The organism is Deinococcus gobiensis I-0, assembly GCF_000252445.1.
Classification (GTDB): domain Bacteria; phylum Deinococcota; class Deinococci; order Deinococcales; family Deinococcaceae; genus Deinococcus; species Deinococcus gobiensis.
In genome coordinates, this window is the sequence record NC_017790.1 from 1,624,409 (window position 1) to 1,638,069 (window position 13,661).

A 13,661-nucleotide genomic window follows, 5' to 3' on the forward strand; every position below is an offset into this window, starting at 1 on the left:
GCACCTTCCAGCCCCGCTGCTCCCCCTCTGCCCGGGTTGCCTCTGCGCGGCCAGGAGTGGCCGCCCCGCCGGGATGTTCCGCTGCGCCTGCGGCTCGAATGAACAGGAGGAGGTGAAGCGCGATCGGCTTCGCCTCCTCCCGAGTGTCCCCGACTCAGCCGGTGTTGCGCACGCCCGCCGCGATGCCCTGAAGGCTCAGCATGAGTGGGCGCTCGTACTCGTCCAGGCCGCCCTCCTCGGCGCGCGACCGGCGCAGCAGCTCGACCTGGATGCGGTGGATGGGGTCGATGTACGGGTTGCGCAGCCCGATGCTCTCGCGCAGCCTCGGCTCGTTGCCCAGCAGTTCGGTGCCCACGACCGCCTGCACGGCCTCCACGGTGTCACGGTAGGCCTGCTGGAGGTGCGCGGCCAGCCGCTCGCCCCCCGCCACGTCTCCCAACAGCTGGAGGTACTCGGTGAAGATCAGGGGGTCGCTCTTGGCGAGGCTCATCTGGGCGTTGTCCAGGACCGTGCGGAAAAAGGGCCAGTTCGCGTACATGTCCCGCGCCGTCTCCAGCCCGATCTCGCCCAGGCCCGCGTGCAGGCCGTACCAGCCGGGCAGGTTGGCGCGGTTCTGCGTCCAGCTCATGACCCAGGGAATGGCGCGCAGGTTGCCCAGGGTGGGCGCGCCGGGCCGCCGCACCGGCCGCGAGGCGATGTTCAGGCGCGAGATCTCGTGGATCGGTGTGACCCGCTCGAAAAAGCCGATGAACTCGGGGTCGTCTACCAGCGCGCGGTAGGCCCCGGCGCTGCTGGACGCGGCGCGGTCCATCGCGTCCATCCAGGCCTGGGGCGGGTCCTGGGTGGGGCGGGCCGCCGCGAGCATCAGGCCGTACAGGGCCTGCTCGAGGTTGCGCCGTGCCAGCACGGGGTGGCTGTACTTGTCGGCCAGCGCCTCGCCCTGCTCGGTGATGCGGATGCCCGCGTCGATGGTGCCCGCCGGCTGCCCCAGGATCGCGCGGCTGGCCGGGCCGCCCCCGCGCCCGATGCTCGTGCCGCGCCCGTGGAAAAAGCGCCAGTGAACGCCGGCGCGGCGGCACACGTCGCTGATCTTGCGCTGGGCTTCGTGCAGCGCCCAGTTGGCCGCCAGGAAGCCCGCGTCCTTGTTCGAGTCGCTGTAGCCCAGCATGATCTCCTGCACGTCGCCGCCCAGCACCGCGCGGTACTCGGGCAGCGAGAGCAGTTCCCACACGACCTGCGGGGCGCGCTCCAGGTCGCCCAGCGTCTCGAACAGCGGCACCGGCAGCACCCGGAAGCCCACCTCGCGCGCCAGCAGCAGGGGTTCGAGCACGTCGCTGACGCTCTCGGACATGCTGATGACGTAATGCCCGAAAGCCCCCGGCCCGACCTGCCGCGCGGCGTCGCGTACCTCGCGGATGGGGCCGACCGCCGTTTCCAGCGCTTCCGGCATCGGTTCGCCCGCCGGCCACAGGGGCCGCCGCGACCCGAGTTCGCGGGTCAGGAGTTCCTGCTTGGCGTGTTCGGGCAGGGCGAGGTAGTCGGCTTCGACACCTGCCGCGCGCAGCAGCTCGGCCACTGCCGCGCCGGTCTGCCCCGAGTGCTCGCGGATGTCTAGGCTCACGAGGTGCTGCCCGAACACGCGCGCGAGGCTCAGCAGCGGCGTCAGCAGCTGCTCGGCGCTGCGGTGCTGGCCCTCGGCTTCCATGCGCCCGCGCAGGGCCTCCAGGCGGGGCAGCAGCTCGACCGTCCGCCCGTCGCGCACCGCGTTGTGCAGCTCGCGCAGTTCGGTGCGGTAGGGGGCGTGCTCGGGGGTCTGCGCGCTGTCCCCGCCCTCGGCCGGGCCGTCCTCCTGCGTCTCGTCTTCCTGGCTCAGGTCGGCGTAGGCCTGGCTGATGGCGCGCAGCATGAGTTCGCGGGCGCGTTCGCGGTGCAGCGCCAGCGTCTCGCGGGTGGCCTGCGGCGTCACGAAGGGGTTACCGTCGCGGTCCCCCCCCATCCACGACGAGAAGCGCAGGGGCAGTCGGGCGTCCGTGGGGCGGCCGTACACCCGCGCGAAGGCCCGCGAGAGGTCGCGCTGCAACATCGGCAGGGCCTGGGCGATGCTGGTCACGTAGTTCAGGCCGCCCTTGACCTCGTCCTGCACGGTGGGCTTCAGGCGGCGCAGCTCGGGCGTGCGCCACAGCGCCTCGACGTGCGCGGCGATGCGCTCGCCCGCCGCCTCGTCGATGGGGGGGCTGCTGAGCTGCGGGATGTCGCGCGCCACCTCGACGAGGTGGTTGCGCACCGTGCGCCGCCGCATCTCGGTCGGGTGCGCGGTGAAGGTCAGCTCCAGCTCCAGCCGCGCGAGCAGGGCCTCGGCCTCGTCGGCGCCCACGCCCTGCGCCTTGAGGTCCAGCAGCGCCTGCTCCAGGCTCTGGGGCCGCACGCCGGTCTGGGCACTCAGGACCCGGACCCGCTCGTACTCCTCGGCGAGGTTCACGAGCTGGAAGTACCACGTGAAGGCCCGCGCGAGATTCGAGGCGTCGGCCTCGTTCAGCCCCGCGATCAGGTCGCGCAGCTCGCGGTCGTCGCCCCCGGCCCGCACGTCGCGCACCAGGGCGCGGGTGCGCTCCACCAGCTCGAAAAAGGCCTCGCCTTCCTGTTCCTTGAGCACCTGTCCCAGCGTGCGTCCCAGCAGATTCACGTCACTGCGAATGCCCATACGTTCCCCCCGGGCGCGGGGACGGGGGGCCTGCGCCGCGCCCCCCGCCCTGATCCCGCCGCCTACTCTTCGACGAAACGGTAGCGCTCTATGTGGGTGGCGTGCCCGCCCTCCATCTGGACAATCACGCCGTTGAGCTCCGCGCGGCCCTCGGCCACCCCGAAGCGGTGCGGGCGCTCGGTCAGAAAACGCTCGATGGGCGCGGCCGGGGCCGACCCGATCACCGAGTCGTGCGGCCCGGTGAATCCGGCGTCGGTCTGGTAGGCGGTCCCGCGCGGCAGCAGGCGCGTGTCGGCCGTGGGTACGTGCGTGTGCGTGCCGATCACGGCTGCCGCCCGGCCGTCGAGGTGCCAGCCCATCGCCATCTTTTCGCTGGTGGCCTCGGCGTGCATGTCCACGAAGACGTACCCGAGGTCGCCGCGCTCCAGCAGGTCGTCGATGGCCCGGAAGGGGTTGGCGACCCCATCCATGAACACCCGCCCCAGCAGGTTGACCACCGTCAGGCGCTCGGTCCCGCCGCCCCGGACCGGCACCTCGAAGGTGCGCCAGCCCACGCCGGGCGTGCCGGGGTCGCTGAAGTTCAGCGGACGCACGATGGGGTAGCGCATCTCGTCGCCCATCAGCCCGTAGATGTCGCGGTGATGCCAGGCATGGTTGCCCAGCGTCAGGCAATCGGCCCCGGCCTTCAGGGCCGCGTCGGCGGCCTCGCGGTGCATGCCGAAGCCCCCGGCTGAGTTCTCCATGTTCACGACCGCGAAATCGACGTCGGCGCGCAGCCGTGGCAGCTGCGCGCCGAGCACCCGCCTTCCCGGCTGGCCGAACACGTCCCCGATAAACAGCACCCGCAACATGTTCCCAGGCTATCAGGCCTGGGCCGCCCGGGCCGGCGCGGTTACTTCAGGTAGGCCGAGAAGCGCGCGAGGTCGTCGGTGGTCGGTTTGGCGGTCGCGCCCGTCAGGACGTTGCCCGCGAAGGTCAGCAGCAGCCGCTCCCCGGCCTTGCCGGCGCTGCGGCCCAGGCGGGTCTGGAGGTCGAAGGGACCGCTCACGACCGCCTGCATGGTCTGCGGATCGAAGACCAGCGCCGCGCCCGTCATGGCCGGCGAGGCGGCCTTCACGCCGCCCGAGGCGACCACGAAGCCGCTGCCCACGTACAGCACCAGCCCCGGAGCCTGGAGGCCCTGGATGCGCGCGTCGCTGTAGGTCACGCCGCCGGTGGCCGTCACCGTGCCGCTCTTCAGGTCGTAGGTGAGCTGCGCGGCGTTCAGCGTGCCGCCCTGGCGGGTCTTGAGTACGGCGTTCTGGGCCACCAGACGCTCGCCGGGGCGCAGCTGCATCTTCTGGGCGTTGAGGGTCAGGCCGCCCTTGGCGTCGGTGGCGGTGCCGCCCTGCGGCAAGTCGGTGTAGCCGGTTTCGAGGTTGAGGTTCTGCGCGCCGCGCGGCGTGACGTTCAGGTTGCCGAAGGCCACCGCCTGCGCGTGGTCCAGCCCCCAGGCCAGCGACAGCGAGGCCAGCAGGGTCAGGAGCCGGGCAGGCTTGCGGAGGGCCGAGACGGGAGGAAACGACTTCATCCGCGCAGCGTAACGGGCGCGGCCCTGAGCGGCGTGAGGCGGCGCGTCAGTTCCGGTTCAGGTGCCCGGGCAGGTGGGCATGAGACGCGCCCCCCGCCTTTCCCATGAAAATCGCCCAGGTGAACGTTAAACTCCGCCCGACGTGACCTGTTCCTCTTCCGCTGTCCGTGCGCCGCTGCCCCTGCGGCGGGTATTCGTCCTGGGGGCGCTGTGTCTGAGCTTGGCCGGGCCGGCTGCACAGGCCGCGCCGCGCGTGGGGACCCACAGAGGCTACACGCGGCTGGTGTTCGACCTGCCGGCGGGGGCCAGCGCCGCGAAGCCCAGGACGGCCCTCTCGGGCACCCGCTTTCAGGTGACGCTGGGCCAGTCCCTGAAGACCGAGTCGGGCAGCCTGTCGGCGCCGGGCGTGCGCGCCTACGCGGTCAAGGGGGCGGCCGTGACCGTCACCCTGGCCCCCGGCCACGCCAAGGCGACGGCCACGGTGCTGCCCCGCAGCGGCGCGCAGCCGGCCCGGCTGGTCGTGGACGTGCCCACCAGTGCCGGCGCGGCCAAGGTGCCGGCCCGCCCGGCCACGCAGTCCACCCCGGCCGCCCGCCCGGCCGCGACGGTGCGGCCCGCCAGCACCCGCGCTGTCACCCGCCCGCGCGTGGTTATCGACGCGGGGCACGGCGGCATCGACCCCGGCATGACCAGCCGCTGGGTCACCGAGAAGGACGTGACCCTGGCGGTGGCCCGCCGGGTGCGTGACGTGCTGCGCGCGCGCGGTGTGGACGTGGTGATGGTGCGCGACAGCGACCGGCACCTCAGCGCCGACAAGGCCACCGACCTCGACGCCCGCTCGCGCCTCGCCACGACCGGCGAGGTCAGCGCCTATATCAGCATCCACGTCAACGCGGGGGGACCGTCGGCGCAGGGCATCGAGACCTATTACTTCGGGCAGCCGCTGGGGGGCCAGAGCCGCAGCCTCGCGGTCGCGGAAAACGGCGGCGGCAGCGTGGGCCAGGAACTTACCCGCCAGGCCGCCGGCAAGGCGCAGAACGTGCTGGGCGACATCGTGGCGCAGGCCAAGCTCAGCTTCTCGCGCCAGCTCGCCCAGCAGGTGCAGCACAGCCTGATCCAGAGTACGGGGGCCATGAACCGGGGCGTGCATACCGACGCTTTCTACGTCATCCGTAACCCCAACACGGCCGCCATCCTCACCGAGATCGGCTTCGGCAGCAGCCCGAAGGAAGGGCCGCTGCTCGCCACCGGGGCCTACCGCGACCGCGTCGGCTCGGCCATCGCCCAGGCGATCCTGAGCTTCCTGCACATGGACTGAGGGCGCGGGCCGGCGCGGGGCCTTCTAGCGCCGGCCCTTGACCAGCCAGGCTTCCTCCTGCACGCCGCTGCGGGCGTTGGCGGCGCGCGCCATGATGAACAGCAGGTCCGAGAGCCGGTTGAGGTACACCCCGGCGTGGGCATTGGCTTCCTCGGTGTCCAGCAGGCGCACGAAATCGCGCTCGGCGCGGCGGGCCACGGCGCGGGCGAGCTGGAGCGTGGCGGCGACGGGCGTTCCGCCCGGATGCACGAAGCCGGTGAAGGGCGGGGCCTCTTCCTGGTAGCGGTCGATCAGGGCTTCCAGAACGGCCACATCGTCCCCGTCCATCCGGCTGAGCTTCTTTTCGTAGGGTCCGCCCGCCCGGGTGGCGAGGTCGGCTCCCAGGTCGAACAGCGCGTTCTGGAGGTATTCGAGGTCGGCTTCGAGGCCGACGTCGGCCTGCGGCTGGCGGGCGTTCTCGGCGCGGGCCATGCCCAGTACGCTGTTGAGTTCGTCCACCGTGCCGTAGGTCTCGACGCGCGGGTGCCCCTTGCTGACGCGGTCGGCCCCGTACAGTCCGGTCTGGCCGCCGTCGCCCGTTTTCGTGTAGAGCTTCATGGGCACAGGGTAGAGGGTCGGGGACGCGCGCAGATGGGGAGAAGGTGGAGGCGGCTGCCGGTTCCGGCCGGGCGCGTTACGAAAGCCGGCCTCCCTGCCGGGCGGAGGGAGGCCGGAACGGGGAGAAGAAGGGGTCTAGTCCCTGCGCTGGAGTCGGCCGGTGCTCTCGGTCAGTGCGCGCAGCGACGTGGCGAGGCTGGGGAGCAGCGCCGCCGGGTCGTAGCGCCACGTCCAGTTGTGGTCGCCGGTCGTGCCGGGCAGGTTCATGCGCGCCTCGGTGCCCAGGTTCATCACGTCCTGAAGCGGCACGACGGCCAGCCTGGCGCGGCTCTCGAAGGCCATGCGCATGAGCTGGGGCGTGAAGGTCTGCTCGCTGGGGTCGCTGCTCGTGTACACCCGGAAGTTGTGGCGTTCGCTCTCGTCGGCCGCGATCCACCAGCCGCGCGTCGTGTCGTTGTCGTGCGTGCCGGTGTACACGACCTGATTCTCGCGCAGGTTGTGCGGCAGGAAGTCGTTCACGCTGAAGTCGCCGCCCCCGAAGGCGAACTGGAGGACCGCCATGCCCGGAAACTCGAAGTCGTCGCGCAGCTGCTCGACGTCCGGCGTGATGACCCCCAGGTCCTCGGCGATGATGGGCAGCGCGCCCAGCGCGTCGCGCACGGCCTGGAACATCTCGTGGCCGGGGGCGGGGACCCAGCGGCCGTTGATGGCGGTTTCGGCCGGAAAGGGAATTTCCCAGTACGCCGCGAACCCCCGGAAGTGGTCGATACGGATGATGTCGTAGAGCTTCAGGCTGCCCTGGAAGCGCTTGACCCACCAGGCGTAGTTGCTGGCCCGCATGGCGTCCCAGTCGTACAGCGGGTTGCCCCAGAGCTGCCCGGTCTCGCTGAAGTAGTCCGGCGGCACGCCCGCCACCACGGTCGGCTGGCCCTGGTCGTCGAAGTAGAACTGGTCGCGGGCCGCCCAGGCGTCGCTGCTGTCCATCGCCACGAAGATCGGAATGTCCCCGATGACCTGCACGCCGCGTTCGCGGGCATAGGCGCGGACCTCGTTCCACTGCCGGAAAAACAGGAACTGCACGAACTGCACGCGTTCGATGGCCGCCGCCAGCCGCTCGCGCGCCGCCGCGAGGGCCTCGGGGTCGCGGTCGCGGGTTCCCGGCTCCCAGGCGTTCCAGGGCAGGCCGCCGTGCGCGTCCTTGAGGGCCATGAACAGGGCGTAGTCGTCGAGCCAGTCGGCCTCGCTGGCCCGGAAGGCGTCGAAGTCCGCGCGCAGCTCCTGCGCCCCGCCGAAGGCGAAAGCCGCGTAGGCCCGGTCGAGCATCTGGTTACGCCACACGTACTGCACGCCGAAATCCACCTTGGTGGGGCTGAAGTCCGGCATGGCGGCGAAGTCGCTGTCCTGAAGCAGGCCCTCGGCCTTGAGGGTGCTCAGGTCGATGAGGTAGGGGTTGCCGGCGAAGGCGCTGAACGCCTGATAGGGGCTGTCGCCGTAGCCGGTCGGCCCCAGCGGCATGACCTGCCAGTAGGTCTGCCCGGCCTGCGCGAGCCAGTCCACGAAATGCCGGGCCTGCGCCCCCAGTTCACCGATGCCGTAGGGGCCGGGCAGGCTGGTCGGGTGCAGCAGCACCCCACTTGAGCGTTGAAGCGTCATGAAAAGTCCTCCGTCCGACTGGAGAATGGAATGGGTTCCAGTCCGTCGGTCCGAGTCTACCGGAGCGCGGCGCAGAAGGTGAGCGGGCGCACACGCCACGGCCGTTCACGGCGTGCCGGGGGGCCCGCTCCGGGGTCAGTCGTAGTCCACGCTCACGACCGTGAAGACGGTCGTGCCCTTGGGCCCCTGCAACTCGACGGTGTCGCCCGCGCGCTTGCCGGCCAGGGCCACGCCGATGGGACTGGCGTCGCTGATCTTGCCCTTGAGCACGTCCACCTCGTAGGTGCCGACGAGCTCGAACCGGCGCTCGGCGTCCTTCTGGTCCTTCACGACGACCTTCGCGCCCAGGCCGATGGCCCCGGTCTCGTCCTCCGCGACGATCATGGCGCGCTCGAGCTGGTTCTCGATCTCGATGATGCGGCCCTCGTTCTCGCTCTGCTGCATGCGCGCCTCGTCGTAGGCGGCGCTTTCGCGCAGGTCGCCGTCCGCGATGGCCGATCCCATGTATTCGCTGATCTGCTCGCGCCGGGTCGTCTTGAGGTGCTGGAGGGTCTCCGCCAGCTTGTCGTACCCGCGCTGGGTCATGGGAATGCGTTGCTTGGTCATGGCCGCCAGAGTATAGGGTCTGGCGTACGCGGGCCGCGGGCGGACTGCCTTCAGCCGGGCGCGGCCAGGCGTGCGCGCAGGTCGGCCGGGTCGCTCGCCGCCGCCGTCGCCGCCTCGGGTGAGACGCGTTGCTGGCGCACGAGCGTGGCGAGGTGGGCTTCCAGCGGGTGCAGCGCCGCCGCGTGGCTGCCCGCGAGCATGGCGCGCAGCGTGCGCGTGGGCGAGTCGCCCTCCAGCGCCGCACGCACCTCGGGCGTGCCGGGCAGGACCTCGTGGGCCAGCACGCGGTCGCCGCCGAAGAGCCCCGGCAACAGGCGCTGGCTGACCAGGGCGAGCAGCGTTTCCGCCAGGGCGACGCGCAGGTCGGCGCGTTCGTGGGGCGCGAACAGGCGTTCGAGCCGGGCCAGGGCGTGTCCACTGTCCCGGGCCAGAAAGGTGCTGACCACCAGCCGTCCCGACTGCGCGACGTCCAGGGCGGCGCGCACGTCCTCGGCGGCGCGCAGCTCGCCCACGAACACGAGATCGGCGTCCTGCATCCGGGCGGCGGCCAAGCCCTGCGCCGCGCTGCGCACGTCGTGGCCCACCGCGCGCTGGGCCACGAGGCTGCGCGCGGGCGCGTACAGGTACTCGGGCGGGTCCTCGACCGTCACGATGCGCGAGGCGGTCTGGCGGTTGCGGTGGTCCACGACGCTCGCCGCGCTGGTGGTGCGCCCACTGTCGCCCGGCCCGGCGAACAGCAGCAGCCCACGCGGCGCGAGGGCCAGCCCGGTCATCAGGTCGGTGGGCAGCCCCAGCGAGGCGAGGCTGGGCACGGTCGCGCCGATCGTCCTCAGGGCCAGCGTCACCGCGCCCGCCTGCCGGAAGACATGACAACGGAAGCGCCCGAGTTCCTTGATCTGAACGGCGGCGGTGTACTGGTGGCGGTCCTCGAAGTAGCCGAATTCCTCCGGGGTCAGCATCGACTGGGCGGTCGCGAGCACGTCGGCGTGGCTCAGGGGCTGCGTGCCGAAGGTGTGGAGCTGGCCCCCGATCCGCCCCAGCGGAGGCGCGCCGCCCTGGAGATGGATGTCCGAAACCCGGCGGGTCAGCAGTTCGCGCAGCAGTTCATAGAGGGGCATCCGCACGGCCTAGGCCGGAAGCGCTGCCCGGCAGCAGGGGCATGTTGTCGATGAGACGGACCCCGCCCACGCGCGCCGCGACCAGCACCCGGTTCAGCGGATCGGGGGTCAGGGTGGCGGTCTCGCGCAGGTCCGGTCCGACCACGCTGAGGTATTCGGGCTGCACGGCCGGGTCGCGGGTCAGGGTGTCCAGACCGGCACGCTTGAGGGCCGCCACGTCGCGCTCGCCCGCCGCATAGACCCGCTGCACCGCCCGCAGCGCGGCCGAGAGGGCCACCGCCTGCGCCTGCTGCTCGGCCGACAGGTAGCTGTTGCGGCTGCTCAGGGCCAGCCCCGAGTCGGCGCGCACGGTGGGCACCCCGACGATCTCGGTGGGCACGTTCAGGTCGGTGACCATGCGCCGCACCACCGCGAGCTGCTGCCAGTCCTTTTCGCCGAAAAAGGCCTGCGCGGGCTGCGCGAGGTTCAGGAGCTTGAGGACCACCGTCGCCACCCCCGCGAAGTGGCCCGGCCGCGCCGCGCCGTCGAGCGGTTCGCTCACGCCCGAGACCTGCACCGCGCTGGCGAAACCCGGAGGGTACATGGTGCCGGGCTCGGGATGGAAGATCACGTCGGCCCCCGCCTCGCCCGCCACGCGCAGGTCGCGTTCCAGGTCGCGGGGGTAGCGCCCCAGGTCCTCGTTCCGGCCGAACTGCATCGGGTTGACGAACACGCTGACCACCACGCGGTCGCTGCTCTGGCGCGCGCGGCGGATCAGGGCGGCGTGGCCCTCGTGCAGGTAACCCATGGTGGGGACCAGGCCCACACGCCCGCTTCCGTCCAGGGCGGCGCGCAGCGCCTGGGGGGTGTCGACCAGAAGCGGGCCGGCGTGCCGGGGGGCAGGCCGCGTCAGGACCTCAGCCACGGCTGCCGTCCAGGCCGAGCGCGCCCACCACCGCGTCGAGCGCCCACGAGATGACGGTCAGGATCAGGGCGCCGATCACGGCCGCGCCGAAACCGGCGACGTTCAGGGCGGTCAGGGCCGCGACCAGCCACAGCACCACGCCGTTGACGATCAGCGTGAACAGGCCCAGCGTCAGCACGTTCACCGGTAGCGAGAGCAACAGCAGCACCGGCCGGATGAGCGCGTTGACCACGCCCATGACCAGCGCCGCGATGACGACGGCCCCCACCCCGCTGCCCGGCACGAAATACACGCCGCTGTAGACCTGTGTCAGCAGATACAGTGCCAGCGCACTGACCAGCAGACGAATGACGAATCCCATGTCCGCAGGATAAGCCCCCGGCGCGCGGACATGCGTTTCTTTTCTTAAGAAGCCGTCATGTCCGGCCCGGCCCCAGCCCGTAGAGTCGGGCCATGCATAAGCTGTTGCCTCTGGCCCTGCCCCTGCTTCTGGCCGCCTGTTCGCCCGCGCTGCTCGAGCGTGCCGGACAGGCTCCCTCGCCCTCCGCGCCGCTGGCCGCCGGACAGAGCTGGCGGGTCGAGGGCATGGGCCGCCTGCTGGGGTCGAGCGTGACCATCGCGCTGCCCCAGGTCCTCAACGTGCGCCCCGGCGTGTACAGCAACCTCAGCCTCGCGGACCTGAGCGCCGCCGAGCAGGGGCGCGGCGAGTCGAAGGCGGCCCTGGCCCTGAACACCACCGGCAGCGCCCTGCTGTTCTATTGGAACGACGGCGGCACCGACTACCAGTGCCGCGTCGCCAACCCCGATCCCGGCGGCCAGAGCTTCCGGGGCATTCTGGTCGCCAACGACACCCGTCTGGGCACCTGCACGGCCAGCTGGTCCTGACCCGCCCCTAGCGCTGGCGGCTGGTGAGGCCCACGATGGCGCTCGCCAGCGCGGCTGGGTCGTGCCGTGCCGTCCCGGGTTGGAGCAGCGGGGCGAAACGGGCGCGGTCCTTGAGATCGCGGCTGGCGCCGTCCAGGCTCAGCACCTCGGCTCCCTCGGCGCGGTAGCGTTCGCGCACGTCTGGGGCGATGGGCGTGCTGTTCATCAGGACCCAGTCGGGCATCCGGCCCAGGTGACCCACGACGGCATGGACGTGGCCCTCCAGGCTCAGACCGGTGGTTTCGCCGGGTTCGGTCATCAGGCTGGCGATATACAGCACGGGCGCCGCCGAATCCCGGATGGCCTGCGAGATCTCGGGGACCAGCAGCACCGGAATGATGCTCGTGTACAGGCTTCCCGGCCCCAGCACGATGAGTTCGGCGTCGCGGATGGCCTCGGTGACCTGCGGCAGCGCAGGGACGCCGGGCGGGTCGAGCTGCACGCGGCGGATGTACGAGGGGTTCACGAGCGAGGCGAACTGGCTCTCGCCCCGGATCTCGCGGCCGTCCCCGAGCTGCGCGACCAGGGTGGTGGGCTGGGTGGTCGCCGGAAACACCGCGCCGCGTACCCGCAGCACGTCGTGGATGTCCTGCATGGCAGTGCCCAGCCCGCCGCGCTCCTCGCTGAGGGTGGCGAGCAGCAGGTTGCCGAAGGTGTGGCCCTCCAGTCCCTCGCCGCGCCCGAAGCGGTGCAGCAGCAGCCGCGCGAGCACCGGACTGTCGGAGAGCGCCGCGTAGCAGTCGGTCAGGTCGCCGGGGGCCACCATGTCCAGCGACTGCCGCAGCCGTCCCGACGAGCCGCCGTCGTCGGCCACCGTGACCACCGCCGTGATGTTGCGGGTATGCACCTTCAGGCCGCTCAGGAGGTTCGAGAGGCCCGTGCCGCCGCCCACCGCGACCACCTTCGCCCCGCGCGTGAGGGTCCGGCGCTCGTAGAGCAGGTCCACGGCCGTCTCGGGGGCGGTGCCGGTGCCGCGCAGCATGCTGCGGTTGAGCATGACGATGGCCGTGAAGGCCCCGGCCAGCGCGAGCGCCATCACCCCGATGCCCACCACGTACAGCGGCAGGACCTCGGGGCTGGTGAAGTTGTTGAGGTACAGGATCCAGCGCGTGGCGATGAAGTGCAGCGGCCCCGTCCACGTGAAGTGCAAGAAGCCCACCGCGCCCACCAGGGTACAGGCGGCGAACAGCGCCAGCCAGCGCTTGACCCCGATCCCCGGCTCCAGCCACATGCGCGCGCGGCGCTGCGCCGCCTGACCCCGCTGCGTGGCCCGGTCCAGGCGCGTGGGCGCGGCCGGGTCGGGGCCCGGGTCCGGCGGCGAGAGGCTCATGCCCGACCCCGCCCACTGGGCCGCTTCACAGGTCCTCCGGTTCGTGCATGTCGCGGTGCTCGGTGATCTCGGCGTGCAGGTCGCCCAGGTCGCCGCGCAGCCGCTCGGTGACGGCCACGCTGCGGTGCTGCCCCCCCGTACAGCCGATCGCCACCGTGTAGCCCCGGCGGCCCGAGGCCCGCGCCCGCTCGGCGGCGCTGCGCACGAACTCGCGCAGTTCGCCATAGAAGGCCTCGCTGGGGGCGTCCTGAAAGACGTAGGCCGCGACCTCGGGCTGCCGCCCGCTACGGGGCCGCAGTTCGGGGTCGTAGTAGGGATTGGGCAGCGAGCGCACGTCGAGCACGAGGTCGGCGTCGCGCGGCGGCGCGTGCTTGAAGCCGAAGCTCAGCAGCCGCAGCGTGAAATCCTGTTCCAGGCGGTAGAGCGTCATGACGCGCCGCGACAGTTCGGGCGCGCTGAGGTGGGTCGTGTCGATCACCGTATCGGCGATCGCGCGCAGCGGCGCGAGCAGTTCGCGTTCGCGCGCGAAGTCCAGCATCAGGTTCTCGCCCAGCGGGTGTTCGCGGCGGCTGAGGTTGTAGCGCTGGAGCAGGACCTCGGCCGTCGCCTCCAGGAACAGCACGTGCAGGTCCTCGCGGCGGCGCGAGAGCCGCTCGTAGCTCGACTCCAGCGAGGCCAGGAAGTCGCGGGTGCGGGCGTCGGTGCTCACCGCCACGCGGGTCAGGCCGCGCGCGCGCACGAGGTCGTGCATGGTGCCCCACAGTTCGGGCGGCAGGTTGTCGGTGATGAAAAATCCGGCGTCCTCCAGGGTCCGCAGTACGGTGCTCTTGCCACTGCCCGAAAGCCCGGAAACGATGACGAACGGCATGGGGGCAGTGTAGTGCGCGCTCCGGCCCACAGGGGTCATCCGAAAGAGAAGGCCCCCTCCCGGCGGGGGGAG

The 13,661-nt window shown here is 71.8% G+C and carries 13 protein-coding genes; 2 read left to right on the plus strand and 11 right to left on the minus strand.

Annotated elements, in window-relative coordinates:
- Nucleotides 1-154 precede the first annotated feature (154 nt).
- The 3 genes from DGO_RS07590 to DGO_RS07600 form a co-directional block, all read right to left on the minus strand.
- The gene (locus DGO_RS07590; protein ID WP_014684903.1) at nucleotides 155-2,701 is read right to left on the minus strand and encodes a phosphoenolpyruvate carboxylase; all 2,547 of its coding nucleotides are present in this window, start codon (nucleotides 2,699-2,701) and stop codon (nucleotides 155-157) included.
- 62 nt (nucleotides 2,702-2,763) lie between these two features.
- Entirely contained in the window at nucleotides 2,764-3,552 is a 789-nt protein-coding gene (locus DGO_RS07595; protein WP_014684904.1) for a TIGR00282 family metallophosphoesterase, read from the minus strand.
- Nucleotides 3,553-3,593: 41 nt separating this feature from the next.
- A complete protein-coding gene (locus DGO_RS07600) occupies nucleotides 3,594-4,271 on the minus strand; it encodes a hypothetical protein (protein ID WP_050920723.1) in 678 nt (225 codons plus the stop codon).
- Nucleotides 4,272-4,413: 142 nt separating this feature from the next.
- Between DGO_RS07600 and DGO_RS07605 the strand changes: the two genes are divergently transcribed.
- Nucleotides 4,414-5,589 (plus strand): N-acetylmuramoyl-L-alanine amidase family protein, encoded by a 1,176-nt coding sequence (locus tag DGO_RS07605; RefSeq protein ID WP_226991316.1) that lies wholly within the window; start codon nucleotides 4,414-4,416, stop codon nucleotides 5,587-5,589.
- Nucleotides 5,590-5,613: 24 nt separating this feature from the next.
- On the opposite strand, the gene DGO_RS07610 is transcribed toward DGO_RS07605, so the two are convergent.
- From DGO_RS07610 to DGO_RS07635, 6 genes are all read right to left on the minus strand, one after another.
- Entirely contained in the window at nucleotides 5,614-6,186 is a 573-nt protein-coding gene (locus tag DGO_RS07610; protein ID WP_014684907.1) for a cob(I)yrinic acid a,c-diamide adenosyltransferase, read from the minus strand.
- 135 nt (nucleotides 6,187-6,321) lie between these two features.
- Nucleotides 6,322-7,839, minus strand: coding sequence for a 4-alpha-glucanotransferase (malQ, locus tag DGO_RS07615; RefSeq protein ID WP_014684908.1), 1,518 nt, complete (start codon nucleotides 7,837-7,839; stop codon nucleotides 6,322-6,324).
- 135 nt (nucleotides 7,840-7,974) lie between these two features.
- Complete coding sequence (locus DGO_RS07620; RefSeq protein ID WP_014684909.1) at nucleotides 7,975-8,445, minus strand: transcription elongation factor GreA; 471 nt, start codon at nucleotides 8,443-8,445, stop codon at nucleotides 7,975-7,977.
- A gap of 50 nt (nucleotides 8,446-8,495) precedes the next feature.
- On the minus strand, nucleotides 8,496-9,563 hold the full coding sequence (locus DGO_RS07625; protein WP_014684910.1) for a type IV pilus twitching motility protein PilT: 1,068 nt from the start codon (nucleotides 9,561-9,563) through the stop codon (nucleotides 8,496-8,498).
- Nucleotides 9,550-10,350 carry a pantoate--beta-alanine ligase gene (gene panC / locus DGO_RS07630; RefSeq protein ID WP_420810576.1) on the minus strand — a complete coding sequence of 267 codons (801 nt, stop codon included), beginning with the start codon at nucleotides 10,348-10,350 and terminating at the stop codon, nucleotides 9,550-9,552. The genes DGO_RS07625 and panC overlap by 14 nt, the downstream gene beginning before the upstream one ends.
- Before the next feature lie 109 nt (nucleotides 10,351-10,459).
- A complete protein-coding gene (locus tag DGO_RS07635; protein ID WP_014684912.1) occupies nucleotides 10,460-10,828 on the minus strand; it encodes a phage holin family protein in 369 nt (122 codons plus the stop codon).
- A gap of 92 nt (nucleotides 10,829-10,920) precedes the next feature.
- On the opposite strand from DGO_RS07635, the gene DGO_RS07640 reads away from it, so the two are divergent.
- Nucleotides 10,921-11,352, plus strand: coding sequence for a hypothetical protein (locus tag DGO_RS07640; protein ID WP_014684913.1), 432 nt, complete (start codon nucleotides 10,921-10,923; stop codon nucleotides 11,350-11,352).
- A 7-nt stretch (nucleotides 11,353-11,359) separates the two neighbouring features.
- Here the strand turns inward: DGO_RS07640 and DGO_RS07645 are convergent, their stop codons facing one another.
- Nucleotides 11,360-12,622 (minus strand): gluconeogenesis factor YvcK family protein, encoded by a 1,263-nt coding sequence (locus DGO_RS07645; protein ID WP_014684914.1) that lies wholly within the window; start codon nucleotides 12,620-12,622, stop codon nucleotides 11,360-11,362.
- A gap of 124 nt (nucleotides 12,623-12,746) precedes the next feature.
- The gene (gene rapZ, locus DGO_RS07650) at nucleotides 12,747-13,589 is read right to left on the minus strand and encodes an RNase adapter RapZ (protein ID WP_014684915.1); all 843 of its coding nucleotides are present in this window, start codon (nucleotides 13,587-13,589) and stop codon (nucleotides 12,747-12,749) included.
- Nucleotides 13,590-13,661: the final 72 nt, after the last annotated feature.

Coding starts and splice junctions, on each gene's coding strand:
- DGO_RS07600 (WP_050920723.1), bottom strand. CDS start 4,271: ATGAAGTCGTTTCCTCCCGTCTCGGCCCTCCGCAAGCCTGCCCGGCTC.
- DGO_RS07645 (WP_014684914.1), bottom strand. CDS start 12,622: ATGTGGCTGGAGCCGGGGATCGGGGTCAAGCGCTGGCTGGCGCTGTTC.
- DGO_RS07610 (WP_014684907.1), bottom strand. CDS start 6,186: ATGAAGCTCTACACGAAAACGGGCGACGGCGGCCAGACCGGACTGTAC.
- DGO_RS07590 (WP_014684903.1), bottom strand. CDS start 2,701: ATGGGCATTCGCAGTGACGTGAATCTGCTGGGACGCACGCTGGGACAG.
- DGO_RS07620 (WP_014684909.1), bottom strand. CDS start 8,445: ATGACCAAGCAACGCATTCCCATGACCCAGCGCGGGTACGACAAGCTG.
- DGO_RS07640 (WP_014684913.1), top strand. CDS start 10,921: ATGCATAAGCTGTTGCCTCTGGCCCTGCCCCTGCTTCTGGCCGCCTGT.
- malQ (WP_014684908.1), bottom strand. CDS start 7,839: ATGACGCTTCAACGCTCAAGTGGGGTGCTGCTGCACCCGACCAGCCTG.
- DGO_RS07625 (WP_014684910.1), bottom strand. CDS start 9,563: ATGCCCCTCTATGAACTGCTGCGCGAACTGCTGACCCGCCGGGTTTCG.
- rapZ (WP_014684915.1), bottom strand. CDS start 13,589: ATGCCGTTCGTCATCGTTTCCGGGCTTTCGGGCAGTGGCAAGAGCACC.
- panC (WP_420810576.1), bottom strand. CDS start 10,350: ATGGGTTACCTGCACGAGGGCCACGCCGCCCTGATCCGCCGCGCGCGC.
- DGO_RS07595 (WP_014684904.1), bottom strand. CDS start 3,552: ATGTTGCGGGTGCTGTTTATCGGGGACGTGTTCGGCCAGCCGGGAAGG.
- DGO_RS07635 (WP_014684912.1), bottom strand. CDS start 10,828: ATGGGATTCGTCATTCGTCTGCTGGTCAGTGCGCTGGCACTGTATCTG.